This is a genomic window from Herbaspirillum rhizosphaerae (genome assembly GCF_046025915.1).
GTDB classification, from domain to species: domain Bacteria; phylum Pseudomonadota; class Gammaproteobacteria; order Burkholderiales; family Burkholderiaceae_D; genus Herbaspirillum; species Herbaspirillum rhizosphaerae_A.
The window spans coordinates 182,925-208,071 of sequence record NZ_JAQQFR010000004.1; the positions used below are offsets into that span (position 1 = coordinate 182,925).

The window sequence follows — 25,147 nt, forward strand, 5'->3', positions numbered from 1 at the left end:
GCAACAATGATGTCGACCTCGTTCTTCTATTTCGCTATAACCCTTATTTTATAAGGCTTCCAGGGCAATCTCCATGCCTTGTTTGATCGTATTCACGATGTCTCTTTGCAAGCATTATTTCGCGAATCGAAATAGAGCATTGCTTCCTACCCCGTTTTTCTTTGCTGTTGCAACAAATAAGATGCTCTCCATGGTGAACGCAGTTATGAAACAGGACATTCGTGTGAATGTCCGGCTGGTGCAACACCCGTTGGAGTCAATCATGAACATCAAGAAAATTTCCGCTGCCGTCCTTATGTTGAGCCTTGCAGGTGCTGCGCTGGCAGAAGCACCTTATCCCGAAGATACCAAATTCGTTTCCACCAAGACACGCGCTGAAGTGATCGCCGAGTTGGCACAAGCCCGCGCCAATGGCGAATTGCCGATCAACGACGTGTCCTATCCCGATAAGTCGATTGCTTCTGCATCGACATCGACCAAGACACGTGCCGAAGTCATCGACGAGTTGAAGCAAGCCCGCGCCAACGGCGAACTGCCGATCAACGACGCTACTTATCCTGACAAGGCAATCGCCTCCGCACCGGTGTCGACCAAGACCCGCGCGCAAGTGGTTGAAGAACTGAAGCAGTATCAACAGGCGCACGCCAACCCAAGCTACGCTGAACTGATTTTCCTGCGTTAATTGTTGTTGCGCTGTTGCGTCGTCGCGTTGTTGTGTAGTGCGCAAGCAAAGTAAAAAGAGCCGGCAATGATGCCGGCTCTTTGTTTTCTGCTTTTCTGCTGTTGGTTCAGAGGCTGGAGATGAAAATCTTTTGCAGTAGTGTGATCAATTGCGCACGCTCGGCGTCATTGAGTGCCTCGGTCGCTTTTTCTTCCAGTTCGGCAGCGGTCTTTTCTGCCTTGACGCACATGCGCATGCCGGCGGTAGTCAGCACCAGCGTTTGCGAGCGGCGATCCTGAGGATTGCGCTGGCGCATCACGAGGTCGCGCTGTTCGAGGCGGTCAAGCAAGGTCGCCAGATTCGGCGGCGATACGTTGATGGCTTTCGACAGGCGCTTCTGGTTGATGTTGGGATTGGCCTTGAGCAGGCTCAGCACCGTGAAATCGACCGGACGCAGCTCGAACTTCGCCATGCGCTTTTCAAACAGCGGCATGATCGTGATGTAGGCGCGCCGGCAGTTATAACCGACCAGGCTCAGCAGGACGCTCTGGTCAAGCGGTGGTGCAGCGTCTGCCGTGTCGGCATCTTCTAGCTCAAATTCGGCCGGCTTTTTAGGCAGCATCGTGGTGGGTCAGATCGGATGGTATCGCCGGTACGCCGGCAGCCAGACAAGCGTTGATGACGCTGCAGAGCTGATGGGTTTCCGGAAACAGGAAGGCGAAATAATAGCACGCGCTGTCGCGCTTGCTGCCATAGAACAAGGGATCCGCAGCGTGTTTCTGCACCGCAGTGCGCGCCGCTTTCAGCCATAGCCACGCCATCGCTGCATGTCCTGTCAGACGCAACATTTCTTCGGCAATGAAATACGGCAGCTGTGGCGTTGTGACGTTTGCGGCAGCAATAGCGTGAGTAGTTTTCGCCAGATAGCGGGTCAGCTGCAGAAGCTGTTGTGTTTGTCCCGCAAACTCGCCATCGCCAATCTGCCCGACATCCTGCTCCACCATTGCAAGGAAATCCATCATGCGGCGGCCACCGTCGGCCAGTGCTTTTCGCAACAGAAAATCGATAGCCTGAATCTCGTTGCTGCCTTCATAAATCATGGTGATGCGCGCATCGCGCAGATACTGGTCAATGCCGGTCTCTGTCACATAGCCGTGCCCGCCGAATACCTGCAAGGCCTGGCTGGCGCTTTGAAAGCCGTTGTCCGTCAGCATCGCCTTGATGACCGGGGTGATGAATTCCAGTCTGTCGTGATGCCGGTGCCGTTGATCGGCGTCCTCATCGTGTTCCGACAGATCCAGCTGCAGACCGCTCCAGTAGGCCAGCATGCGGCCGCCTTCGATACGGCAACGCTGCGCCATCAGCAACTTTTGCACCGCCGGATGCATGACGATGGCATCTGCGGCAGTTGTTGTGGCGGTGCGAACCGGCGCGCGTGATTGCGTGCGCTCGTGTGCATAGGCTAGCGCGCGCTGATACGCCGCTTCGGCAATACCCAATCCTTGGGCACCCACGTGCAGACGCGCCGAATTCATCATCACGAACATCGCCGCCAGTCCGCGTCCTTCGACACCGACCAGCCAGCCGGTGGCATTCTCGAAATGCATGCTGCAAGTGGCGCTGCCGCGGATACCCATCTTGTGTTCGATGCCGGTGCAGTGCACTTGATTGCGCGTGCCATCCGGTAAGAACTTGGGAACCAGAAACAGCGATAGTCCCTTGCTTCCGACCGGCGCGTCGGGCAGGCGTGCCAGCACGAGATGGACGATGTTGTCCGTCATGTCCTGTTCGCCGCCGGAGATGAAGATCTTGTCGCCACTAAGCCTGTAGCTATCGTCGCCTTGCTTGACTGCCCGCGTACGCAGCAGGCCAAGATCGCTGCCTGCATGCGCTTCGGTCAGGCACATCGTCGCCAGCCATTCGCCACTGACGATTTTTTCCAGATAGCGCGCCTTGAGCGCATCGCTCGCATGCGCGCTGAGACAGGCATAGGCGCCGTGCAGCAATCCGGGATACATGGTCCAGCCATGATTGGCGGCACTCAGCATTTCGAACAGTGCACAGTTCAGCAAATGCGGCAGACCTTGTCCGCCGTATTCGCTTGCACAGGCCAGTGCCGGCCAGCCGGCTTCGCAGAACTGGCGGTAAGCGTTGGCGAAGCCGGTCGGCGTTTGCACTTCACCGTCGGTAAAGCGGCAACCTTCCAGGTCACCACCGGCATTGATCGGCGCGACCACTTCGGCGGCGAAGCGTCCGGCTTCTTCCAGCACCTGCTTCATCAGATCGAGGTCGACATCGGCATGCGCCTGAAGCGCTGACAGTTGCGCCGGCGCACCCAGCAAATCGTTAAGCACGAACGCCATGTCGCGCAAAGGCGGGTGATAGCTCATCGGGGCAGCAGAATCAGTTCAGCAGATAGGCGTCGTATACCACCGCATTGCCCAGGCGCATCGCATAGCCGACGCCCATGGCGCGATTGAGCCAGTCGTATTTCTTGGAGGCGGTTTCAAAGTTCATGTACAGGCGGAAAGTATATTTGCTGGGGTCGACCGGCTTGCCTTTGGCGACCTCGGCCATGACTTCCGGCGGGCCGTAACGCACGCCACGGGTTTGCAGATAGACCAGTTCGCCGTCGTCCATCTTCAACAGATAGCGGGTGTCGATGATCGCCAGGCCATCGGCGGTGACCGTCTGCCAGTCAGCGCCGTTGTTGAGGATCTCACCATTGATCAGTGGGCCTTTGAAGTTGCCACCGGTGATCGGGATGATGCGGCGTTTGCCGAGGTCGGAAGTCTTGCCCAGTTCCCAGATCGGCGCGACCAGATCGACCGAGAAGCGCGCCATGAACGTCAGGTTGGGTTTGGGCGGATTCATGGTGTTGCTGTCGGCGTCGCTGGCAGCGACCGCCTGATTTGCCAGCGATGCCATCAGGCCGGCGGCCAGTAGCAGGGATTGCAGCAGCAGAATGATTTTTTTCATTTTTGTCTCCTCGTGGATGGATGAATGGAAGCGTTCTAGTGTTTTCCAAAACCCAGATACGCTTGAATCACCTGGCTGTCATTCGCCAGTTTTTCTGATTCGCCCTGCATGGAAATCTGCCCCAGCTCCAGCACATAGCCATAGTCGGCCACCTGCAGGGCGGCACGTGCATTCTGTTCGATCAGCAGCACGGCAAGCCCGGTCTGGCGTAGTTCGGAGACGATCTGCAGGATTTCTTTGACGATACGCGGCGCCAGTCCCAGGCTTGGTTCGTCGAGCATCAGCAGATCCGGCTTGGCCATCATGGCGCGGCCGATAGCGAGCATCTGGCGCTCACCGCCCGACAGCGTGCCGGACAACTGCGTGCGCCTCTCCTTCAGGCGCGGGAACAGTTCGAACACGGTTGCCAGTTGATCCATCGGTTGTGCATGGCCTAGCCGCACGCGGCGAAATCCGCCCAGCAGCAGGTTGTCTTCCACCGTCATGGTGGAAAACAGTTCGCGCCGTTCCGGCACCAGCGCGATGCCTGCCATCACACGTTGCTCCAAGCTTGTGCGCTCGACCGCCTTGCCACGATAGTGGATGCCGCCCTGCGACGGCAGCACGCCCATGATGGCGTTGAGCAGCGTCGATTTTCCGGCGCCGTTGGGGCCGATCACCGTGGCGATGCTGCCGCGCTCCAGCTTGAGGTCGATGTCGTACAGCGCCTGCACCTTGCCGTAGCTGGCGCATAGTTGTTTTACTTCAAGCAGAGGATTGCCTGATGTGTCGTTCACTGCATTGTTCACTTGGTCGTTCATTCGATTCCACCCAGATACGCTTCGATCACAGCGGGATGCTGCTGGATTTGTTCCGGCGTGCCTTCCGCAATCTTGGCGCCGAATTCCATCACCACGATATGATCGGTCAGCTGCATGACGAACTCCATGTCGTGTTCCACCAGCAGGATGCTCATGCCGCTTTCGCGCAGTTCTTGCAAGACTTTGCTGAGTGCCTGCTTCTCCAGATGACGCAGGCCGGCGGCTGGTTCGTCGAGCAACAGCAGCAACGGATCGCAGCACAGCGCGCGGGCGATTTCCAGAATGCGTTGCTGGCCGAGCGCGAGATTGCCGGCTTGTTCGTGCATCAGATGCTGCAGGCCGACACGGGTGAGAGCGCGTGCCGCTTCGTTGAGCAGCTCCTGTTCTTCCTTGCGCTCCAGATGCAGCATGGCATTGACGGTATTGCGTACGAAGCCTTGCTCGCTGCGCAGGTGCGCGCCGAGGGCGACGTTTTCCAGTGCCGACATGCTCGGCAGCAATTTGACGTGCTGGAAGGTGCGTGCAATGCCGCGTGTGGCGATGGCGCGTGAATGCAAGCCGGTGATGTTCTCTGTATTGAAGGTCACGCTGCCGCCGGAAGCATGCAGCAAGCCGGTCACCAGGTTAAAGGTGGTCGACTTGCCAGCGCCGTTGGGGCCGATCAAGCCGACGATCTCTCCGGCCTTGACGCCGAAGGAGACATCGTTGACTGCCACTAGTCCGCCGAAACGTTTGGAGATCTGTTCGACCTGCAGGAGCGGACTTCCCTTGGCCGGCACCTCGCGTCGAGCGATGGTTGATGCGGCCGGTTGCAGCACGGGTTTCTTCACTGGCGGCACGAGGCGCGCGGCGAGGGCGCAGATCCATGGCCACAAGCCGCCGCGTGCATATTTCAGCAACAGGATCAGGATTACGCCGAACACGATGCTCTCGTAGTTGCCGCCACTACCCAACAGCGCCGGCAACAACACCTGCAATTGATCGGCCAGCAGTTTCAACACACCTGCTCCGAGCAGTGCACCCCACACGTGAGCGATGCCGCCGACCACTACGATGAACAGATATTCAATCCCCATCGCCAGACTGAATGGCGAGGGATTGACGGTACGTTGCATATGCGCAAACAGCCATCCCGAGACCGACGCCAGCAAGGCCGCCAGCACGAAGATCAGGATCTTGTAGCGGCCTGTGTCGACGCCCATTGCTTCGGCCATGGTGCGGCCGCCCTTGAGCGCGCGGATGGCACGGCCTGCACGCGAGTCGAGCAGATTCAGCGCCAGCCAGGTCGCACCCAGCACGATGGCCCAGATCAGGAAATACAGATGACGTTCCTGCGCGAGATCGAAGCCGAACAATTGCAGAGCCGGGATGCCGGCGATGCCGTCGTATTTACCCAGCCATTCCACCTTGCCGAACAGGAAATACAGACTGATGCCCCAGGCAATGGTCGCCAGCGGCAGGTAGTGGCCGGACATGCGCAGCGTGATGCGGCCCAGCACATAAGCAGACATGCCAGTGATCAGCAAGCCGATCGGCAGCGTCAGCCAGGGCGACACGGCGCAGGCGGTCGTCAGATAAGAGGTGGTGTAAGCACCGATACCGACGAAAGCCGCCTGGCCGAACGAGGTCATGCCGCCGATGCCGGTCAACAGCACCAGGCCGATGGCGACCAGCGCATACAGACCGATATAGTTGGCCTGGATGATCCAGAACTGCGGCGTCGGCAGCAGAGGAAATACCACCACTGCCAACAGCAGGATGAGGGAAAGGATTTTTTTCTGTGATTGCATGATGTTCATCGCTGGCTTATTCCTCATCTTCGTCATGCGCCGGCGCGACGAACGAACGCCACAACAATACCGGCAGCAGAGACATGAAGACGATCACTTCCTTGTAGTCGCTGGCCCAGAAGGAGCTGAAGGATTCCAGTAAGCCGACGAACACCGCGCCGCAGGCCGCCAGTGGAAAACTGGCCAGCCCGCCGATGGTGGCCGCGACAAAACCTTTCAGGCCGATCAAAAACCCGGAGTCGTAAAAAATGGTGCTCATCGGCCCGATCAGCACGCCCGACAATGCACCGATGAAGGCCGCAACGGCAAAGCTGATCTTGCCCGCCAGCGTGGTCGAGATACCCATGAGACGCGCACCGAGGCGATTGACAGCTGTTGCGCGCAAGGCCTTGCCATACAGCGTGCGGTCGGAGAACAACCACAAGGCCACCAGCAGCGCGAGCGCCGCGAGGATCACGACCACCGTTTGTGCACTCAAGGTCACCGCACCGAACGACCAGCGGCTATCCCAGAACGCCGGTGTGCGGAAACCTTCTGCGCCGAAGAACACCAGGCCCAGTCCCGTCATCGCCAGATGGATACCGACCGAGACGATCAGCAGCACCAGTACGCTGGCATCGGCCAGCGATTCATACACCACCTGATACATCAGCGGGCCGAGTGCCGTGATCAGCAGCAGCGTCAATGCCACTTGCACCGGCAACGCAAATTGCTGTGGTGCTGCCCATGCCACTAACGCGGAGATCAGGACGGGGGCGAGTAGATTTTTGGCGATACAGCGTACGATGCCGGTACGTTGTCCGCTACGTAATAACGCGGTTATCTGCATGCCGGTGGCGCAGACGGCCAGCAATAGCAACAGCCACACCGGGCCCGGCACCACGCCCTGTTGCAGCATCGCCAGTGTGAGTGCGCCGAAGGCGACAAATTCGCCCTGCGGAATGAACAGGATGCGCGTCACCGCAAACACCAGCACCAGGGCAATCGCAATGAGCCCGTAGACGATGCCGTTGGTCAGGCCATCGAGCAACAGGATGGCGGCAATAGAAGAATCCATGAAAGAAACGGTTCCGGTTAACTGTTAAGTCAGGCGTAAATCACACGCGGTGAAACAAGAGAGAGCAAGCAAGAAATGAAGAGAACGCCGGAAGATGTCCGCACCGAGTACCTACGTCTTCCGGCATTGCTTCTTAAGGTGCTGCCGCTTTCCAGTTGCCGTTCTGAATCGTCAGCATGATGCGTGCATCGTCGCCCAGGCCGAAGTGATCCTTGGCGGTGTAGTGCATCGTGCCTTGAGAGATCTGGATGTTGCCGGAATTTTCCAGCGCGTCCTTCAGTGCAGCGCGGAAGGCAGGTGTGCCCGGCTTGGCCTTCTTCAGCGCTTCCGGTACCACGCGTTGCAACACCAGTTGCGCGTCGTAGATGTGTGCAGCGAACAGGTTGCGCGTGCCGGCGCCATATTGTTTTTCATAGCGCGTCACGAAGTCGGTTGCCAACTTCTTCGACGGGTTGCTGTCGGGCAGCGCCTCCGGCACCACGGCTGGGCCGGACACCACGAACGAACCTTCGACATCCTTGCCGCCAAGGCGGATCAGGTCGCGCGAGGCGGCGCTGTGAGTCTGGTAAATCTTGCCCTTGTAGCCGCGCTCGATCAGTGCCTTGTGCGGCATTGCCGCGCCACTGCCGGATGCCACCACCAGCACGGCGTCAGGGTTGGAACTGACCACGCGCAATGCCTGCGCTGTGACGCTGGTGTCGGCACGGCCGAAGCGTTCTGCGACCGTCATGTTGATACCGGCTTGCTTGGTCAGGCGTGCGGTTTCCTTGAGCCAGTTTTCACCGTAAGAATCCGAGTAGCCGAGGAAGGCGAAGGTCTTCACGCCATGCTTCTTCATGTGATCAACCACGCCGCCGGCCATGACGGCGGTCGACTGCGGCAGGCGGAAAGTCCAGGCGTCCTTGCCCTCTGGTGTCTCAATCGGCGAGATCGCCAGTTGCACGGTCTGTGTCTCCAGGGCGACGTCGGCGATCGCCAGGGTCGGCGGTACGGCGGCCGAGCCGATGATCATGTCGACCTTGTCTTCGGCAATCAGGCGGCGTGCGTTCTTGCTGGCCTGGGTCGGATCGGTGGCATCGTCGAGAATGATCAGTTTGACCTTTTCACCGCCGATGGTGTCGGGCCACAAGGCGAAGCCGTTCTTGGCTGGAATGCCAAGGCCGGAGCCTGGCCCCGTCAGCGACATGATCACGCCGATGGTCAGTTCCGCATGCGCCTGTTGTGCGATCAGACCTGAAAATGCCATCGCCGAGGCGAGCACCGTTGCTTTCAATATTTTCTTCATCTCCGTCTCCTTTTTTATAAATACTCTGGATCGATTTTGTTACTTACCAAGCACCTAACTGCAAAGTTCTCTGATGTCTTCCGGTATGGGTATTGCCTTGATACGCGCCGGATCTTCCGGGTGGCGGATGGCGAACACGCGGGTGTCGCGGCCTTCCGACAGCAGCACGCCGTCGCGCTTCAATTGATGCAGCATGACGAAAGTCTTGGCGTTCCACTCGACCACCGAGGTATGCACTTCGACCTTGTCGCCATAGGTTGCCGGCTGGATGAAGCGCGACCCGATGTCGACCACTGGCGTGCCGATGATGCCATGGCTCTTCTCCGTATCGCGCCAGGCCGGTACGCCGCAGGTGCGGAAGAAATTACGCGACGAGGCGTCGTACCAGCGGAAAAAATTGGGAAAGAAAACGATGCCCGCCGGATCGCAATCGCCGAACTCGACATTGACGGGATACACCACAACTTTTGACATGCTGACTCCTGAATGGGTTGAACGAACTAGCGAGGCGGCAGGCGTAATGCGCCGTCGAGGCGAATCACTTCACCGTTGAGCGAAAGATTGCCGACGATGTGCACAGCCAGTTGTGCGAATTCCTCAGCCTTGCCGAGACGCTTGGGGAAGGGGATCGATGCCGCCAGCGATTGCTGGACTTCTTCCGGCAGCTTGTACAGCAGCGGTGTCAGGAACAGGCCCGGTGCAATCGTCATCACGCGTACGCCGAACTGCGCGAGGTCGCGCGCCAGCGGCAAGGTCAGCGAGGTGATGCCGCCTTTCGATGCTGCATAGGCAGCTTGCCCGATCTGGCCGTCGTAGGCTGCCACCGAAGCAGTCGCGACGATCACGCCGCGCTCGCCGTCTTCCAATGGCTCTTGCGCGATCATCTCTGCGGCGGCGAGACGGATCATGTTGAAGGTGCCGATCAGATTGACGTTGATGATGCGGCTGAAATCTTCCAGCGGCATGGCGACACCGTCTTTTCCGACCAGGCGTTTGGCGCCACCGATGCCGGCGCAGTTGATCAGGATGCGCGCCGGGCCGTGTGCGGCACGTGCGGAAGCGAGCGCAGCTTCGACGCTGGCGGTGTCGGTGATGTCGCAGGCTGCGGCGTGGCCGCCGACTTCTTTTGCCAGCGCCTGCGCGCCTTCAATGTTCACATCGAGGATGGTCACGCGCGCACCGCCCTGCGCCAATTGACGCACCACTTCGGCGCCGAGTCCGGAAGCGCCGCCGGTGACCAGTGCTGCTTGCCCTTGTAATTTCATGTCGCGTTCTTTCGCAGATTATTGGTTGGAAGCGGCTGGATTTTCCAGCAGCAGCGCGATGCCTTGTCCGCCGCCGATGCAGGCCGATGCGATGCTGTAGCGCGCGCCACGTTTATGCATTTCGCGTGCTGCGGTAATGGAAAGGCGCACGCCGGTTGCCGCCAGCGGATGGCCGAGTGCAATCGCGCCGCCGTTGACATTGAGCTTGCTGCGGTCGAGGCCGAGTTCGCGTTCGACAGCGATGACTTGCGCACCTTGCGCTTCATTGATTTCGAAACAGCCGATGTCATCCAGCGTCAGGCCGTTGCGTTCCAGCAGCAGGCGGATTGCAGGCGCCGGGCCGATGCCCATGATTTCCGGCGGGACGCCGACCACGGCTGCAGCGACCACACGCGCCAGCGGTGTGCAGTTGTGACCGCGCAGGTAGCTGCCCGACGCGATGATGGTTGCCGCAGCGGCATCCACCAGTGCAGAACTGTTGCCGCCGGTTTGTACGCCGTCGGGATAGAGCGTGCGCAGCTTGGCCAGTACTTCCACCGGCGACGGGCGCGGATGGGTGTCGGTTGCTGCTTCGGTGACTTTGCCCTGAAGCTTCAGATGGCGATCGTTATAGCCGTCGAGCTTGAAGGTCTCGTTGACCACCGGTACGATCTCGTCAATGTGGAAGCCTTCCTGCTGCGCACGCACGGCGCGGTCAAACGAGAGCGCGGCGTATTCGTCCACTTCGCGACGTGTGATGCCGTATTTTTTCGCAAGATTTTCTGCGGTCTGCGGCATGGTGATGCCGGGCGCCGGATCGATCAGCGCCTCCCACATGTAATCCTGAAATTCCACCGGTGCGCCGAGACGAAAGCCGCCGCGATGCGAAAAGGCGGCAATCGGATTGCGAGTCATCGATTCCGAACCGACCACCAGTGCGGTATCGGTATAGCCGCGCTCGATCTGATCACCGGCTTGACGGATCAATTCAAAGCCGGTGCCGCAGATGCGCTGCACCATGATGGCCGGCACGTCGATCGGCACACCTGCGTACAAACCGATGTGACGCGGCAGCATGTATTGGAAACAATCGCCCGGTGCCATGTTGCCGGCGATGACGGAGCCAATGTCGGCAGCCGGCACACCGGTGCGTTTGAGGATTTCGCGTGCGACCTTGATGCCCATGTCGGTCGGCGATAGCTGCGAGAAGGTGCTGCAATAATCCACCATTGGCGTACGCACGCCGCCCAGCATCCAGACGTCGTCGAAGTTGGAATAGAAGGCTTTCTTTGCCATGTTGCTTATGCTCCCTTGGTTCCCTGATGGCCGGATGCGGCGGCGTTGTTGCCGCCAGCAAGCGGATGCGGTTTGAGGATGGCCGGATTGATGTCGGCATACAGCGCCTCCACCAGATCGGCACGATGCGTCAGCACCGCGCGTTGGTTGATGGAGCCCTTGTCGGTGATTTCGCCCTTGTCGAACGACGGCGGTTCGACCAACACCAGTGCACGGGCGACGCGGGATGCGCTGCCGGTAGCGTGCTGCTGCAAGCGCTGCAAGACGTTGCTGAAGAAATCGCGCACCGGTTGCGCGGCGACGATCTCTTCTCGCGAGACGCCCGCAGGCAGTCCTGCAAGTTGACGGCAGCGTTCGAGGTTGGGCACGATCAGCATGCCGACTTCATTGCGGTCGTGGCCGGTGATGACGGCGTCTTGCAGATACGGTGCGCCTTCATGCGCGATGACGGCGCGCAGCGGCCCGACGCTGACCCAGGTACCGGTATACAGCTTGAAATCTTCGGCTACGCGGCCGTCGAACATGAAGCCGAGATCGTGATTGGACGGATCCAGCCACTTGACCGCATCGCCAGAGCAGAAGAAACCTTCTTCATCGAAGGCCTCTTTGGTCTGCTCCGGTGCGCGCCAGTAACCCGGCGTGACGTTGGGGCCACGATAGCGGATTTCCATCTTGTCGCCGTTGGGCACCAGCTTGATTTCCATACCGGGCGTCGGGATGCCGATCTGGCCGGAGCGTACCTGTTCTTCCACCACAAACAATGCCGACGGTGCAGTCTCGGTCATGCCCAGGCCGCAGGACATCACGATACGTTCGCCGCAGGCGGCTTCGGCGGTGGCGTGCAGCTTGTCCCACACCGGTTGCGCCAGTGCGGCACCGGCGTAGAACTGCATCTTCAGACGGCTGTAAAACTTCTCGCGCAGGGCGGGATCTTTTTCCAGTGCATGGGCGATGCCCTCCCAACCAATCGGGACGTTGAAGTAAATCGTCGGTGCGATTTCACGCAGGTTTTGCAGCGTGGTGGCGAGACCTTGCGGCGTCGGCTTGCCATCGTCGATATACATGGTGCCGCCGTTGTAGAGCACGATGCCGACGTTATGGTTGCTGCCAAAGGTATGGTTCCACGGCAGCCAGTCAATCAGCACCGGCGGTTCTTCACCGAGGAAAGGAAAAGTCTGCACGATCATCTGCAGATTGCTGCAAATCATGCGCTGGGTATTGATTACCGCCTTCGGCAACTTGGTCGAGCCCGAGGTGAACAGGAACTTGGCGATGGTGTCCGGCGTGGTGGCGTCATGCGCGCGTTCGACCGCGTCGGTAATCGGCGTGACGGCCAGCTCGCTGTAGAGCGTGGTGCTGCGTGTGGACGATGGCGCCTCGGTGGCGACGAACTCGATATCGCTGGTGGCGACCGCATTGACGGCGGCGGCGAACTTCTCGCCATGCGCAGCGAAGATCATGCCGGGCGTCAGCAAGTTGACTGCGTGGCGCAGCTTGGCGTAATCCTTGGACAGCAGTGAATACGCCGACGATACCGGCGCATACGGCACGCCGACATAGTGGCAGGCCAGCGCGAGCATGGCGTGTTCGAGATCGTTTTCCGACAGAATCAGCAAGGGACGTTCCGCCGACAGGCCGCGATTGAGTAAGCCCTGGCCGATGTGGCGCGCAGTCTGCAGTGCCTGCGCATACGTGATGTGCTGCCAGACGCCATTGGCGTCGCGTTTGGCCATGAAGCTGACGTCGGGAGTTTTTGCAGCCCAGTATTTCAGCTTGTCGCTCAGGCGCGCCGGATAGTCTTGCAATGCCTGCCGGGTCTTGACGATACGTTGACCGTCTTGGGTATCGACGACGTCAACGCCGCTGATGCCGAATCGTACGCTGCGATAGCGTGGTGTTGTGCTCATACATGTCTCTTAATTTTTTATCGGAACTGCTTTGTATGGGGCCGCGAATTGTCGAGAAAGCTTAGCTGCTGCGCTCCACCTTGTTCATCTTCAGATCGAGGAACGCGGCAAGCCTGCCCTTGGTTTCCGGATCGCTGCCGGCGACTGCGGCCATGAGCGACTCCGTCACCAGGCCATCCTGGATCGATTGGTCGGCGATACGCGGCAATACATGCGTCACGCCGTAATTGGTCATCGGCGCGTTCTTGGCGATGCGTGCTGCCAGCTCCATCGCTTTTTCCATGCCTTTGCCGGCAGCGGTGAGATATTGCGAGATACCGGCCTGGTGACCTTCCTGTGACGACAGCACGCGGCCGGTCAGCATCATGTCGCTCATGCAGGCAACGCCGACCAGACGCGAGATGCGCACCGATCCGCCGCCGCCGACGAACAAGCCGCGTTGTCCTTCCGGCAAACCGTAGAAGGCGCTGTCTTCGGCTACACGGATATGCGCCGCGGAAGCCAGTTCCAGTCCGCCGCCGATGACGGCGCCGTGCAGTACGGCGATCACCGGCACGCCGCCGAATTGCACGCGCTCGAAGGCGGCATGCCACATGCGTGAGTGGTACATGCTTTCGCTGGTGTCGCGCTCGCGCAGTTCGGAGAGATCGAGGCCGGCGCAGAAATGGTCGCCGTGACCGCGGATCACCGCGACCTTGATTTCCGGCGGGAAGGATTCGAAGCAGCGTTGGATTGCGCGCACCAGCTGATCGCTCAGCGCATTGCGCTTGGCGACGCGGTTGATGGCAACGACGGCAATCGCGCCGTCGTAGTGAATGTCGAGAAGATCGTCAGAATGATTCGTCATGGCCAGCCTGTTGTTGGTGCTTGTGCACTGAGGGTGTCGCTTGCTTTTGGCTTGCTTTCATCCAGCTTGCCTTCAGCTTGTTTGTCTCGAGATTGCTCGGCAGGGATACCGGCAATTACTTATAAGTTATAACTGTTATTTAGTATAAGTATGTAAACAGCAAATGCAAGCGCTAACCAATGCAAGCAGCCCATTGAAAGCGTAAAACAGGGCGGCTACCGAACAACGTAATGCCGCTTGTGGCGTGGTTTGCAGCGATGCGTCCATGCTGCACTGCATCGAGATTGCCGTGCAGAAGATCTGTTTGGCGGTAACACACGGGCTGCTACGCAAGTCTTCCGGGCGAAAAAAACGCCGGTGTGCATTGCATCACCGGCGTTCTGGTTTTCTTCAATTGTCGCGGCCGACTAGTGTGACGAGTCGGCCTATTTTCCGGTGTCTTTCACGTTGAGGAATTTATCGAACTCGATGTTGTAGACCTCGTTGCCGACTTTCTCCACCTTGCGTACATACACCGTTTGCACGATGTCGCGTGTTGCAGGATCAATCGAGATAGGACCGCGCGGGCTGTTGAGCTTGATGTTCTTCAGGATCGCCATGGCCTTGTCGCCGTCGATGTTGCCATTGAGCTTCTTCGACACTTCGTAGATTGCCGCCATGCCGTCATAGGCGGCCACTGCCATGAAGTTGGGACGGCCACCGTTAGGATTCGCTGCGGCATAGCTCTTCAGGAATGCCTTGTTCTCCGGCGAGTTGTGCGCCGCCGAATAGTGGAACGTTGTGATTACGCCCAACGTCGCATCGCCCATCGCCGGCAGCACATGATCGTCGGTCAGGTCACCGGTAGCGATGACCTTGATGCCCGCTTCGGCCAGGCCGCGTTCGCGGTAGCCCTTCATGAAAGCAATACCTTGCTCGCCGGCCGGAACAAAGATGAAAACGGCTTCCGGCTTGGCATCCTTGATGCGCTGGATGTACGGTGCGAATTCAGGATTGCGCAGCGGTACGCGGATCGATTCGATCACCTGGCCGCCACCGCCCAGCAGGTTGGTCTTGAAGGCGGTTTCGGCATCGATGCCCGGGCCGTAGTCGGCGACTAGCGTTACGACTTTCTTGATGTTGTTCTTCAGCGCCCAGGTCGCCATCGGACCGGACACTTGCGGCAGTGTCATCGAAAAGCGCGCGATGTAGTTCGACTTGGTGGTGATGATCGATGTTGCTGCGTTCATGATGATCATCGGCTTCTTGGCTTGCTCGGCGATCGGCGCCACGGCCAAGGCTTCCGGTGTCAGGCCGAAGCCGGCGAGGAAGTCGACCTTGTCACGCACTACCAATTCTTGCGCCAGACGCTTGGCGATTTCAGGTGATGGTCCGGTGGTGTCCTTGACGATGATCTGGATTTTCTTGCCGGCGACGGTATCGCCGTTCTGCGCCATGTAAGCCTTGATGCCACCTTCCATTTGTTTGCCGTAGTCGGCGAAGGGGCCGGAAAAAGCTGCGATCAGACCGATCTTGATCGTGTCTGCCGCCTGCACGTGTGCGGCAGCAAAAAAGTTCACCCCCGCGAGCATTGCCAGCAATGCCGATTTTTTAAACTTCATGTTTGTCTCCTTCGATACGTTGTCGTTGCGTGGCGCATCTGATGCCTGATACGGACTGCGCACGCGATTTTTCAATCTTGAGCTGTGATTTTTTCATCTGCCGCAGCGCTGAATGCCTTGCCGGAAGAGCGTTGTAGACGTGTTGTACAAGGTCTGTCACTTCGCGCTGCCCGGCAGGAAATTTTTCTTGTCGCTGGATTTTAGCTGTTGCTTGCAGACGACGCTGTCGAAAATTTTCTGCTTTACGCATTCTTGACAAGCTTCAGCGAGAACAATAGTATCGCAACAAGCGTTCGGTAACCAACATCTTGTTCGGTGATCGAACATTAAATAAAAATGAAATAACAGAGACGAAACGTTCAATGCCTCTTCAGGCAGAGAACCGATCAAGTAGACATTTGCGGCATTGCAGGATTTCGCCGACGTTTGTCGGCAACGCTTAGGCAGCAACAGCACGAACAGCAACATCTCAACGTCTTCCGTTCATCAATCGGAAGACGGACTGAACGCATCCCTGCGAAACCCGCGGAAGCCCGTGTTCGGCCACACAGAATCCACGTATCGACACCGGGGAGGGAGCACGACGCACGTCCGCAGTCCTTGGACATGCCAAGTCTTCCAGTAACATCAAGAAGTCGGGAGCAGAGCCAAAAAATCGCAAGATTGGCAACACCAACAAGACGAACTTAAAAATTTTCACGTTTCAGGAGGAGGCACAATGAAGAAGACAATTTGCAGCGCAATCGCGCTGATGGGTGCAATGGGTGCAGTGTGTACAGGCAATGCGATGGCGCAGAGCTCGGTCACCATATACGGTATCGTCGATACCGGCGTGGTCTACACCACCAACGCCAACGCTGCCGGCAACTCGGTGTTCAAGATGCCGTCGCTGACCGGTTCGTTCCCGTCGCGTATCGGTTTCAAAGGTTCGGAAGATCTGGGCGGCGGGCTTGAAGCCATGTTTGTACTGGAAGCCGGCTTTGCACCGGACACTGGTTCAATGGGACAAGGCAATCGTCTGTTCGGCCGTCAATCGCTGGTTGGCCTGAAGAGCAATACCTGGGGCCAGATCATGCTGGGCCGTCAGGTCAACATGACCTACATCTCCATGCTGAAAACGGACGTGATGGGTCCGAACATTTTTGCGATCGGCAGCATCGACGGCTACCTACCAAATGCACGCAGCGACAATTCCATCGGCTACCTGGGCAACTTCTCCAACTTCACCGTCGGCGCGACATACAGCTTCGGCCGTGATACCTCGGCAACCGGCGGCCCTGCTGCAACAGGCTGCGCGGGCGAAGTGGCCGGCAATTCCAAGGCTTGCCGCCAGGTCACGGCGCTGGTCGGCTATGACAACAAATCGTTCGGCGTGACTTCATCCTATGACATCCTGTACGGCAATACCGGCGCAGCCGGCGGCCTGACCAGCAGCGACAACACTGACCAGCGCGTGACCCTGAACGGTTTCGTCATGATCGGCGACACCAAGATCGGTGCCGGCGTGGTTGATCGCCGCACGCGTGCCGCCGGTGCGGTCAATACCAACTCCGACCTGTATTACCTGGGTGCGAGTGTGCCGCTGTCGACAGCGCTGGTGCTGGACGCACAGGTCGCCAAGCTGAACGTCAAGAGCAGCCCTAACGACGTGACCCTGATGGTCGGCCGCCTGACCTACAACCTGTCCAAGCGTACTGCGCTGTACACATCGCTGGGCTACCAGAAAAACGGCGGCACTTCCGCTTTAGCGATCGATGCAGGCGGTACCGTTGGTGCGGGCAAGAATCAGTTGGGCGTGATGTCGGGTATCCGTCACACTTTCTGATGCGAGTCTGATAGCGTTTCAAGGAAATCTTGAGGAGGATGGCGCGCCACTGAGCAGGGCGCGCCGTAGCATCGACAGCGGCTCACGCTACTGTCTTCAATCCGGCGCACTGCAAGGTCCGCCGGATTTTTTGTGTCTGCTTATGGCAGCAACACGGACAACTCTTGCGAGCCGCGCAGCAGCACAGGAAGAAACTCTTCTTCCATCTGGCGGCGGCTGACGCGGGCCGCTTGCGCACCGACGTTCAATGCTGCCAGCACGGAGCCGGATGCACCACGTACCGGTACGGCGATAGAACGCAAGCCGACTTCCAGTTCTTCATCGATCACGGCATAGCCGGATTCGCGCACCTCGGCGAGGATCTCACGCAGGCGCTTTTGCGACACCACGGTCTTGTCGGTGAAGGCGCGCAGCTTTACCTTGTCGAAGTACGCCTTCAACGTATCTTCAGACATGTGCGCCAGCATCACGCGGCCGAGCGAGGTGCAATACGCAGGCAGACGGCTGCCGGTATTGAGCGCAACCGACATCACGCGCGCGGTGGCCGAGCGTGAGACATACAGCACTTCATTGTCATCCAGCACCGCCAGCGAGCAGGACTCGTTGAGCGTACGCGTGATGTTGTTCAGGCAAGGCTGGGCCGATACGGTCAACGGCGTCGACGACAGGTAGGAATAACCCAGCGTCAGAATCTTCGGACGCAGCGAAAAATTGTTCACCTCGGAATCGGCATAACCCAGTTGCTTCAGCGTATGCAGACAACGGCGCACCGCCGCGCGCGGGATACCGGTCTTTTGGCTGATCTGCGCAATCGTCAGCGTGCGCCGCGTATCGCTGAAAGCGCGCACCACCGCCAGGCCGCGCGCCAGCGAGGTCATGAAGCTGGGATCAGTGAGCGCGTCGATTTCTTCAGCGATGGTGAGCTCCTTTTCTTCGGCCTGTTCTGCGGTCGGAACAGCGGCCGAAGCAGCGGCGCCGGCGTCCATCTTGCCGGATTTTGCCGCAGGCTTGCGGGTCTTTGCTGGAGCAGGTGTCTTGGTCATAGGCATTCAAAAAATGACGATAAGTAACTATGGCAACGATGTGAGGATGAACAGCAGCGCGGAGAGCGCAGAGCGCGACGGTGCCGGGTTGTCCGCGATTCTAATATGTTGTGCGGACATCGCACAGACCTGCCTGTTTGTTCTTGACGCAGGAAGGCGGGTATCGCTACACTAATGTGTGCGAAAAACAAACATTAGTTCGTTTATCGCACAAATAGATTGTACCTAAAAGAATTCAGGCGCGCACGCATTTTGACTCTCCAGCAGAGCGAAAACAGCGGTTGGAAAAGCGCAGGAGCATAGAAAAATAAAGGCGGAGACAAGCCATTCCGGGAAGTACGGCAGTAGCGACATACAGTCGCCACCTATGCCGGACTATCGCGGAACCATTTTCATGCATTTGCTGTTCAACGAACGGATTCACGAAAGAGACGCAACGTGATCGACAAAATTACTGAGTCACTGGAACAAGCCGTGGCTGATATCCATGACGGCGCAACCGTCATGATCGGCGGCTTCGGCAATGCCGGCATGCCGGCGGCGCTGATCGATGCGCTGATTGCACAAGGCGCGCGCGACCTGACCATCGTCAACAACAACGCCGGCAACGGTGACACCGGGCTGGCCGCATTGCTCAAGGCCAAGCGCGTGAAGAAGATCATTTGTTCCTTCCCACGCCAGACCGATTCCTACGTGTTCGACGCGCTCTACCGCGCCGGTGAAATCGAGCTGGAACTGACGCCGCAAGGCAACCTGGCCGAGCGCATCCGCGCCGCCGGCGCCGGCATCGGCGGTTTCTTCTCGCCGACCGGCTACGGCACCATGCTGGCCGACGGCAAGGAAACCCGTCTCATCGATGGCCGTCACTATGTGCTGGAGTCGCCGATTCACGCCGACTTCGCACTGATCAAGGCATTGCGCGGCGACCGCTGGGGCAACCTGGTGTATCGCAAAACCGCGCGCAACTTCGGCCCTATCATGGCGATGGCCGCCAAGTGCGCCATTGCGCAGGTGAGCGAAGTGGTTGAACTGGGCCAACTGGATCCGGAAGCCATCGTGACGCCGGGCATCTTTGTGCAGCGCGTGGTGCTGCAGACTGCACAGGAGACCAAATAATGAGTTCCGCTACTAATCCCGTTAATCGCTTTTCCCGTGATCAGATCGCCGCGCGCGTGGCGCAGGATATTCCCGAAGGCGCGTACGTCAACCTCGGTATCGGTTTGCCGACCAAGGTCGCCAACTATCTGCCGGCAGATAAAGAAGTCTTTCTGCACAGCGAAAACGGCTTGCTCGGCATGGGTCCGGCACCCGCACCCGGCGAAGAAGATGAAGACCTCATCAACGCCGGCAAGCAGCCGGTGACTTTGCTGACCGGTGGCGCCTACTTCCACCACGGCGACTCGTTCGCGATGATGCGCGGCGGCCATCTCGATATCTGTGTGCTCGGCGCCTTTCAGGTCTCGGCCACCGGTGATCTGGCCAACTGGCATACGGGCGCACCCGATGCAATTCCGGCGGTCGGCGGTGCAATGGATCTGGCCATCGGCGCCAAGCAAGTGTTCGTGATGATGGAACATCAGACCAAGACCGGCGAAAGCAAAATCGTCTCGCACTGCGACTATCCATTGACCGGCATCGGCTGCGTCAACCGCATCTATACGGATGTGGCCGTGCTGGACGTGACCGAACACGGCCTGCGCGTGCGCGAGATCGTCGACGGCATGTCCTTTGACGAACTGCAGAAAATCACCGGCGCGCCGCTGTTGCCACCGCTGTGATCCTGTAATCCAGTAACCAAAGAGAACACCATGACTGAAGCCTTTATCTGCGACGCCATCCGTACTCCCATCGGCCGTTACGGCGGCGCATTGAAAGACGTGCGTGCCGACGACCTTGGTGCCATTCCATTGCGCGCGCTGATTGAACGTAATCCGCAAGTCGACTGGAACGCCGTCGACGACGTCATCTTCGGCTGCGCCAATCAGGCCGGCGAAGACAATCGCAACGTTGCACGCATGTCCGCGCTGCTGGCAGGTTTGCCACAATCGGTGCCGGGCACCACGATGAATCGCCTGTGCGGCTCGGGCATGGATGCGGTCGGTACGGCCGCGCGTGCAATCAAGTCGGGCGAAGCGCAGCTGATGCTGGCAGGTGGTGTTGAGTCGATGACACGTGCGCCTTTCGTCATGGGTAAGGCCGACAGCGCGTTTTCTCGCAATGCCAATATCTACGACACCACTATCGGCTGGCGTTTTCCGAACGCGCAGATGAAGGCGCTTTATGGCACCGACTCCATGCCGGAAACCGGTGAAAACGTCGCCGACGATTTCAAGATCAGCCGCCTGGATCAGGACAAGTTCGCCGTCGCCAGCCAGGCCAAGGCTGCTGCCGCGCAAGCCAACGGTACGCTCGCACAAGAGATCACGCCGGTCGTGATTCCGCAGAAGAAGGGCGAGGCCATCACCGTCAGCAATGACGAACATCCGCGCGCCACCAGCATGGAAGCGCTGGCAAAGCTCAAAGGCGTGGTACGCGCCGATGGCACCGTTACCGCGGGCAATGCCTCCGGCGTCAACGACGGCGCATGCGCTTTGTTACTGGCGAGTGCAGAAGCGGTCAAGCAATACGGACTGACACCGCGCGCGCGCATTGTCGGCATGGCGACTGCAGGTGTCGCACCACGCGTGATGGGCATCGGCCCGGCGCCGGCAACTAAAAAGCTGCTGCAGCAAGTCGGTCTGACCATAGAGCAAATGGACGTGATCGAACTGAACGAAGCGTTTGCCTCGCAAGGTCTGGCGGTGCTGCGTGAACTGGGTGTCGCCGACGACGACCCTCGCGTGAATCCGAACGGCGGTGCGATTGCACTCGGCCACCCGCTCGGCATGAGCGGCGCACGCCTGATTACTACCGCGATGTATCAGCTGCAACGCACTGGTGGCCGCTACGCCCTGTGCACCATGTGCATCGGGGTTGGTCAGGGCATTGCAACTATCATTGAGCGTGTCTGAAACAGATGGCGCTGTAGGAAAAGGGAAGTAAATACAAAGCTGCCGGCCATCAAGAGCCACGACAATAAAAAGCAGCGCTTGCACAAGAGATTGAAGAGGAGACACCCCATGCATCACCCCACCTTTGTTCACATTCAACGCGGGAGCGTCGTACGCTGCCGCCATGGAGATTGCTCATGATCGGCAACTTCATTGGTGTGATGTTCGACGGCATTGCCTACGGCGCGCTGCTATTCCTGATCAGCGTCGGCCTGTCGGTCACGATGGGCATGATGAATTTCATCAACCTCGCTCACGGCGCGTTTGCGATGCTGGGCGGCTATGTCTGCGTCACCATTCTCAATCAGCTCGGCCTGCCTTTTCTGGCGTCCTTGCCGGTAGCCTTCCTGGCGTCGGCGTTGGTCGGCCTGGTGCTGGAGCGCACGCTCTATCGCCGTCTGTATAAAGCCAGTCATCTGGATCAGGTCTTGTTTTCCATCGGCCTGACCTTCATGGCCGTCGCGGGTGCAACCTACGTCTGGGGGCCGACGCAACAACCGGTGCATTTGCCGGACTGGCTGCGCGGACAGATTTCTCTGCTTGGTCTGGATGTCGGTGCGTATCGTGTATTCCTGATCGGTGTCGTGGTGCTGGTGACTGCGGCATTGGGATTGCTGATTGAACGCACACGCTTCGGCGCGCAGATTCGTGCGTCGGTCGACAATCAGGTTGCTGCGGCAGGTCTGGGTATCAACGTCAGCCGTGTCTTCAGCCTGACCTTTGCGCTTGGCTCCGGACTGGCCGGTCTGGGTGGCGGTCTCGGTATTGACGTGCTGGGTCTGGATCCGACTTTCCCGATCAAGTACATGGTGTACTTCCTGCTGGTGGTTGCCGTCGGCGGCGCAGGCACGATCAAGGGGCCGTTGCTGGCTGCGGTGATCCTCGGCATTTTCGACGTGGCCGGTAAATACTATGTACCTGAAATCGGCGCCTTCGTGATTTACGGCCTGATGGTGCTGCTGCTGATCCTGTTCCCCGCTGGTCTGATGCGGAGGCGTGGATGAGCGCGAGCACCCCGACTTCCGCGCCCGCCACGGCTGCAACAACTTCTAGCGTAAAGACCACTACCATGTCTCCCTTGCTTCGTCTGCCCAATGACCGCTGGAAGCCGCTGGAAATCATTTTCTGGTTGCTACCGGTGGCAGCGTATTTTGTCTTCCCCGAGTACCTGATCCTGATCAGCCAGATCATGATCGTCGGCTTGTTCGCCATCTCGCTCGATCTGATCCTCGGCTACGGCGGCATTGTGTCACTCGGCCATGCTGCCTTCTTCGGCCTTGGTGCCTATACCGCCGGCCTGCTGTCGGTGCACGGCTGGGGCGAGCCGATCAGCGGCTTGCTGCTGGCGGCGGTGGTCGCCGCACTGTTCGGCTACATCATCAGTTTCCTGGTAGTGCGCGGCAACGATCTGGCGCGCCTGATGGTGACGCTGGGCATCGGCCTCATGCTGTTCGAAGCGGCCAACAAGGCGGCCTTCATCACCGGCGGTGTCGATGGCTTGTCGGGCATGATGGTGGACAAAATCTTCGGCGTGTTCGAGTTCGATCTCAACGGCAAGGTTGCCTACATCTATAGCTTCGTTGTGCTGTTCATTTTGTTCGCGGTGTTGCGCCGTCTGGTCAATTCACCGTTCGGCCTGAGCCTGGTCGGCATCCGCGAAGGTGGTCGCCGCATGCCGGCCATCGGTGTCAACGTCAACCAGCGCTTGACCGTGATCTTCACGATCAGCGCCGCGATCGCCGGTGTCGCCGGCGCCTTGCTGGCGCAGACCACACAGTTCGTCGGACTCGACGTACTGGGTTTTCCGCGTTCCGCTGAACTGCTGATCATCCTGGTGCTGGGCGGTACCGGTCGCCTGTATGGCGGGCTGGTCGGTGCAGCGATTTTCATGCTGGCGCAAGACTATCTCTCCGGTCTGAATCCGGCCTACTGGCAATTCTGGATCGGCCTGCTGCTGATCGTCATCGTGCTGTTCGCTCGCGGCGGTATTCTCGGCGGCCTGACACTGATCTGGAACAACCTGCGCAAGACTTCGGCTGTGAAAGGAGAGCGCTCGTGAGCACATCAACAAATACAAGCGCAAACACCACGTTGCGTACAGAAGGCCTGTCCAAACAATGGGGTGCCTTCAAGGCCAACAGTGATGTCTCGCTGACCTTTGTTCCAGGCGCGCGTCATGCGCTGATCGGGCCGAACGGCGCGGGCAAGACAACGTTCATCAATTTGCTGACCGGCGGTTTTGCGCCATCGAGCGGCAAGGTGTTTTTCGGTGATGACGACATCACTTCGCTGCCGCAGCATGAACGCGTCAAGCGCGGCATGACACGTACCTTTCAGATCAATACTTTGTTCGCGGGTCTGACGGTATTGGAATCCGTTGTACTGGCGATTTCCGAGCGGCGTGGCATGCAGTACGTCTGGCACAAAACCGTGGCGCAACAAACTGATGTTATCGACGAAGCCATGGCCTTGCTGGCATCGCTCAAGCTCGACGGCGAAGCCAACAGCATCACGCGCAGCCTCGCCTACGGCAAGCAGCGTCTGGTTGAAATTGCATTGGCGCTGGCGACCAAACCAAAAGTCTTGTTGCTGGACGAACCGGCTGCCGGCATTCCCTCGGCGGAAAGCAAGGAGCTGTTCGAAGTCATCGCCGGACTGCCGCGTGATGTCACTATCGTTTTCATTGAACATGATATGGGCCTGGTGTTCCGCTTTGCCGAACGCATCACGGTGCTGGTCGGCGGCAAAGTGTTGACCGAAGGCACGCCGGCAGAAATTGCTGCCGACAAACGCGTCAAGGAAGTTTATCTGGGGGAGTCTGAACATGAGTGAGCTGCTTGCACTCGACAAGGTCACTGCCGGTTACGGCGATTCGATCGTACTGGAAGACGTCTCGTTTTCCATGAAGGAAGGCGACAGCCTCGCGCTATTAGGGCGTAACGGCGTAGGCAAAACCAGTCTGCTGGTCACGCTGATGGGATTGACTCGTCTGCACAGCGGCAGTATCCGCTGGTGCGGCGGCGATATCGTGCGCGTGCCAACATACAGACGCGCACACGCCGGTTTGGGCTGGGTACCGCAAGAACGTTACATGTTCCCTTCATTGACGGTGGAGGAGCATCTGACGGTCGTCGCACGTGGTGGCGAATGGGATCTGCCGAAGATCTACAAAATCTTCCCGCGTCTGGAAGAGCGCCGCAACAACATGGGCAACCAGTTGTCGGGCGGCGAACAGCAAATGCTGGCGATTGCGCGCGCACTGATGGTGAGTCCGCGCATCCTCTTGTTGGATGAGCCGATGGAAGGGCTGGCACCGATTATCGTGCAGGAGTTGCTGCGCGTGATTCGCGGGCTGGTCAAAGATATGGGGATGTCGGTGATCGTGGTGGAACAGCATGCGCGGATGGCGTTGTCGTTGACGCAGCGGGCGATTGTGCTGGATCGCGGGCGGATTGTGCATGACTCGGATAGTGCGAGTTTGCTGGCAGATGGGGAGAAGTTGGATCGGTTGGTGGCGGTGGCGTGATGGGGTTTTGTCCTAGTGGTGTTCAGGATGACGGCGATCTTTGTTCCGACTTCACGTTTGCTGTTGCTGACGCTGTTCTTTCTTCGATCAACCTTTGCCGGGGGCGGCCCGGCAGCCGCTCACTTTTCTTGCTTCGCCAAGAAAAGTAAGCAAAAGAAGGCGACCGCTGGGGCGTAGCCCTCTTCGAGGGTTCCCGGCGCCAGCGGGTGAAAATCGGGAAGGGAAAACAACTCGCT

At 58.9% G+C, this 25,147-nt stretch carries 24 protein-coding genes; 9 read left to right on the plus strand and 15 right to left on the minus strand.

What is annotated here, in order from left to right; all coding sequences use genetic code 11:
- Positions 1-262 precede the first annotated feature (262 nt).
- Positions 263-682 carry a DUF4148 domain-containing protein gene (locus PQR63_RS07755; RefSeq protein ID WP_408167075.1) on the plus strand — a complete coding sequence of 140 codons (420 nt, stop codon included), beginning with the start codon at positions 263-265 and terminating at the stop codon, positions 680-682.
- A 106-nt stretch (positions 683-788) separates the two neighbouring features.
- On the opposite strand, the gene PQR63_RS07760 is transcribed toward PQR63_RS07755, so the two are convergent.
- From PQR63_RS07760 to PQR63_RS07825, 14 genes are all read right to left on the minus strand, one after another.
- The gene (locus PQR63_RS07760) at positions 789-1,283 is read right to left on the minus strand and encodes a MarR family winged helix-turn-helix transcriptional regulator (protein WP_408167078.1); all 495 of its coding nucleotides are present in this window, start codon (positions 1,281-1,283) and stop codon (positions 789-791) included.
- Positions 1,273-3,051: an acyl-CoA dehydrogenase gene (locus tag PQR63_RS07765; protein ID WP_408167080.1), complete on the minus strand. Its 1,779-nt coding sequence runs from the start codon at positions 3,049-3,051 to the stop codon at positions 1,273-1,275. Before PQR63_RS07765 ends, PQR63_RS07760 begins: the two co-directional genes overlap by 11 nt.
- A gap of 13 nt (positions 3,052-3,064) precedes the next feature.
- Positions 3,065-3,640, minus strand: a complete 576-nt coding sequence (locus PQR63_RS07770) for a DUF3237 domain-containing protein (protein WP_408167081.1) — start codon at positions 3,638-3,640, stop codon at positions 3,065-3,067.
- Positions 3,641-3,675: 35 nt separating this feature from the next.
- Positions 3,676-4,440 (minus strand): ABC transporter ATP-binding protein, encoded by a 765-nt coding sequence (locus PQR63_RS07775; RefSeq protein WP_408167083.1) that lies wholly within the window; start codon positions 4,438-4,440, stop codon positions 3,676-3,678.
- A complete protein-coding gene (locus tag PQR63_RS07780) occupies positions 4,437-6,239 on the minus strand; it encodes a branched-chain amino acid ABC transporter ATP-binding protein/permease (protein WP_408167085.1) in 1,803 nt (600 codons plus the stop codon). Before PQR63_RS07780 ends, PQR63_RS07775 begins: the two co-directional genes overlap by 4 nt.
- A 7-nt stretch (positions 6,240-6,246) precedes the next feature.
- Positions 6,247-7,287, minus strand: a complete 1,041-nt coding sequence (locus tag PQR63_RS07785; protein WP_408167087.1) for a branched-chain amino acid ABC transporter permease — start codon at positions 7,285-7,287, stop codon at positions 6,247-6,249.
- A gap of 133 nt (positions 7,288-7,420) precedes the next feature.
- Positions 7,421-8,572, minus strand: a complete 1,152-nt coding sequence (locus tag PQR63_RS07790; RefSeq protein WP_408167089.1) for an ABC transporter substrate-binding protein — start codon at positions 8,570-8,572, stop codon at positions 7,421-7,423.
- Positions 8,573-8,626: 54 nt separating this feature from the next.
- Positions 8,627-9,046, minus strand: a complete 420-nt coding sequence (locus PQR63_RS07795) for an acyl-CoA thioesterase (RefSeq protein ID WP_408167090.1) — start codon at positions 9,044-9,046, stop codon at positions 8,627-8,629.
- Between the two features lie 26 nt (positions 9,047-9,072).
- Positions 9,073-9,837 carry an SDR family NAD(P)-dependent oxidoreductase gene (locus tag PQR63_RS07800; RefSeq protein WP_408167092.1) on the minus strand — a complete coding sequence of 255 codons (765 nt, stop codon included), beginning with the start codon at positions 9,835-9,837 and terminating at the stop codon, positions 9,073-9,075.
- 18 nt (positions 9,838-9,855) lie between these two features.
- Positions 9,856-11,112: a thiolase family protein gene (locus PQR63_RS07805; RefSeq protein ID WP_408167094.1), complete on the minus strand. Its 1,257-nt coding sequence runs from the start codon at positions 11,110-11,112 to the stop codon at positions 9,856-9,858.
- Positions 11,113-11,117: 5 nt separating this feature from the next.
- A complete protein-coding gene (locus tag PQR63_RS07810; RefSeq protein ID WP_408167096.1) occupies positions 11,118-13,019 on the minus strand; it encodes a feruloyl-CoA synthase in 1,902 nt (633 codons plus the stop codon).
- 61 nt (positions 13,020-13,080) lie between these two features.
- Positions 13,081-13,866, minus strand: coding sequence for a crotonase/enoyl-CoA hydratase family protein (locus PQR63_RS07815; protein ID WP_408167097.1), 786 nt, complete (start codon positions 13,864-13,866; stop codon positions 13,081-13,083).
- 425 nt (positions 13,867-14,291) lie between these two features.
- On the minus strand, positions 14,292-15,467 hold the full coding sequence (locus PQR63_RS07820) for an ABC transporter substrate-binding protein (RefSeq protein ID WP_408167099.1): 1,176 nt from the start codon (positions 15,465-15,467) through the stop codon (positions 14,292-14,294).
- The gene (locus tag PQR63_RS07825; protein WP_408167101.1) at positions 15,457-15,717 is read right to left on the minus strand and encodes a hypothetical protein; all 261 of its coding nucleotides are present in this window, start codon (positions 15,715-15,717) and stop codon (positions 15,457-15,459) included. Before PQR63_RS07825 ends, PQR63_RS07820 begins: the two co-directional genes overlap by 11 nt.
- A gap of 468 nt (positions 15,718-16,185) precedes the next feature.
- On the opposite strand from PQR63_RS07825, the gene PQR63_RS07830 reads away from it, so the two are divergent.
- Positions 16,186-17,292 (plus strand): porin, encoded by a 1,107-nt coding sequence (locus tag PQR63_RS07830; RefSeq protein ID WP_408167104.1) that lies wholly within the window; start codon positions 16,186-16,188, stop codon positions 17,290-17,292.
- Between the two features lie 140 nt (positions 17,293-17,432).
- Here PQR63_RS07830 and PQR63_RS07835 read toward each other — a convergent pair whose 3' ends face one another.
- A complete protein-coding gene (locus tag PQR63_RS07835; RefSeq protein ID WP_408167435.1) occupies positions 17,433-18,278 on the minus strand; it encodes an IclR family transcriptional regulator domain-containing protein in 846 nt (281 codons plus the stop codon).
- A gap of 495 nt (positions 18,279-18,773) precedes the next feature.
- On the opposite strand from PQR63_RS07835, the gene PQR63_RS07840 reads away from it, so the two are divergent.
- The 7 genes from PQR63_RS07840 (at position 18,774) to PQR63_RS07870 (ending at position 24,911) form a co-directional block, all read left to right on the plus strand.
- The gene (locus PQR63_RS07840) at positions 18,774-19,451 is read left to right on the plus strand and encodes a 3-oxoacid CoA-transferase subunit A (protein ID WP_408167106.1); all 678 of its coding nucleotides are present in this window, start codon (positions 18,774-18,776) and stop codon (positions 19,449-19,451) included.
- Complete coding sequence (locus tag PQR63_RS07845) at positions 19,451-20,113, plus strand: CoA transferase subunit B (RefSeq protein WP_408167108.1); 663 nt, start codon at positions 19,451-19,453, stop codon at positions 20,111-20,113. The genes PQR63_RS07840 and PQR63_RS07845 overlap by 1 nt, the downstream gene beginning before the upstream one ends.
- A 30-nt stretch (positions 20,114-20,143) precedes the next feature.
- The gene (gene pcaF, locus PQR63_RS07850) at positions 20,144-21,346 is read left to right on the plus strand and encodes a 3-oxoadipyl-CoA thiolase (RefSeq protein WP_408167109.1); all 1,203 of its coding nucleotides are present in this window, start codon (positions 20,144-20,146) and stop codon (positions 21,344-21,346) included.
- 176 nt (positions 21,347-21,522) lie between these two features.
- Positions 21,523-22,389: a branched-chain amino acid ABC transporter permease gene (locus PQR63_RS07855; protein WP_408167111.1), complete on the plus strand. Its 867-nt coding sequence runs from the start codon at positions 21,523-21,525 to the stop codon at positions 22,387-22,389.
- A gap of 65 nt (positions 22,390-22,454) precedes the next feature.
- Positions 22,455-23,444 (plus strand): branched-chain amino acid ABC transporter permease, encoded by a 990-nt coding sequence (locus PQR63_RS07860; RefSeq protein ID WP_459251784.1) that lies wholly within the window; start codon positions 22,455-22,457, stop codon positions 23,442-23,444.
- The gene (locus tag PQR63_RS07865) at positions 23,441-24,217 is read left to right on the plus strand and encodes an ABC transporter ATP-binding protein (RefSeq protein WP_408167115.1); all 777 of its coding nucleotides are present in this window, start codon (positions 23,441-23,443) and stop codon (positions 24,215-24,217) included. Before PQR63_RS07860 ends, PQR63_RS07865 begins: the two co-directional genes overlap by 4 nt.
- Positions 24,210-24,911 carry an ABC transporter ATP-binding protein gene (locus PQR63_RS07870; protein WP_408167117.1) on the plus strand — a complete coding sequence of 234 codons (702 nt, stop codon included), beginning with the start codon at positions 24,210-24,212 and terminating at the stop codon, positions 24,909-24,911. Before PQR63_RS07865 ends, PQR63_RS07870 begins: the two co-directional genes overlap by 8 nt.
- Positions 24,912-25,147 lie beyond the last annotated feature (236 nt).

Coding starts and splice junctions, on each gene's coding strand:
- PQR63_RS07755 (WP_408167075.1), top strand. CDS start 263: ATGAACATCAAGAAAATTTCCGCTGCCGTCCTTATGTTGAGCCTTGCA.
- PQR63_RS07760 (WP_408167078.1), bottom strand. CDS start 1,283: ATGCTGCCTAAAAAGCCGGCCGAATTTGAGCTAGAAGATGCCGACACG.
- PQR63_RS07765 (WP_408167080.1), bottom strand. CDS start 3,051: ATGAGCTATCACCCGCCTTTGCGCGACATGGCGTTCGTGCTTAACGAT.
- PQR63_RS07770 (WP_408167081.1), bottom strand. CDS start 3,640: ATGAAAAAAATCATTCTGCTGCTGCAATCCCTGCTACTGGCCGCCGGC.
- PQR63_RS07775 (WP_408167083.1), bottom strand. CDS start 4,440: ATGAACGACCAAGTGAACAATGCAGTGAACGACACATCAGGCAATCCT.
- PQR63_RS07780 (WP_408167085.1), bottom strand. CDS start 6,239: ATGAACATCATGCAATCACAGAAAAAAATCCTTTCCCTCATCCTGCTG.
- PQR63_RS07785 (WP_408167087.1), bottom strand. CDS start 7,287: ATGGATTCTTCTATTGCCGCCATCCTGTTGCTCGATGGCCTGACCAAC.
- PQR63_RS07790 (WP_408167089.1), bottom strand. CDS start 8,572: ATGAAGAAAATATTGAAAGCAACGGTGCTCGCCTCGGCGATGGCATTT.
- PQR63_RS07795 (WP_408167090.1), bottom strand. CDS start 9,046: ATGTCAAAAGTTGTGGTGTATCCCGTCAATGTCGAGTTCGGCGATTGC.
- PQR63_RS07800 (WP_408167092.1), bottom strand. CDS start 9,837: ATGAAATTACAAGGGCAAGCAGCACTGGTCACCGGCGGCGCTTCCGGA.
- PQR63_RS07805 (WP_408167094.1), bottom strand. CDS start 11,112: ATGGCAAAGAAAGCCTTCTATTCCAACTTCGACGACGTCTGGATGCTG.
- PQR63_RS07810 (WP_408167096.1), bottom strand. CDS start 13,019: ATGAGCACAACACCACGCTATCGCAGCGTACGATTCGGCATCAGCGGC.
- PQR63_RS07815 (WP_408167097.1), bottom strand. CDS start 13,866: ATGACGAATCATTCTGACGATCTTCTCGACATTCACTACGACGGCGCG.
- PQR63_RS07820 (WP_408167099.1), bottom strand. CDS start 15,467: ATGAAGTTTAAAAAATCGGCATTGCTGGCAATGCTCGCGGGGGTGAAC.
- PQR63_RS07825 (WP_408167101.1), bottom strand. CDS start 15,717: ATGCGTAAAGCAGAAAATTTTCGACAGCGTCGTCTGCAAGCAACAGCT.
- PQR63_RS07830 (WP_408167104.1), top strand. CDS start 16,186: ATGAAGAAGACAATTTGCAGCGCAATCGCGCTGATGGGTGCAATGGGT.
- PQR63_RS07835 (WP_408167435.1), bottom strand. CDS start 18,278: ATGGACGCCGGCGCCGCTGCTTCGGCCGCTGTTCCGACCGCAGAACAG.
- PQR63_RS07845 (WP_408167108.1), top strand. CDS start 19,451: ATGAGTTCCGCTACTAATCCCGTTAATCGCTTTTCCCGTGATCAGATC.
- pcaF (WP_408167109.1), top strand. CDS start 20,144: ATGACTGAAGCCTTTATCTGCGACGCCATCCGTACTCCCATCGGCCGT.
- PQR63_RS07855 (WP_408167111.1), top strand. CDS start 21,523: ATGATCGGCAACTTCATTGGTGTGATGTTCGACGGCATTGCCTACGGC.
- PQR63_RS07860 (WP_459251784.1), top strand. CDS start 22,455: ATGTCTCCCTTGCTTCGTCTGCCCAATGACCGCTGGAAGCCGCTGGAA.
- PQR63_RS07870 (WP_408167117.1), top strand. CDS start 24,210: ATGAGTGAGCTGCTTGCACTCGACAAGGTCACTGCCGGTTACGGCGAT.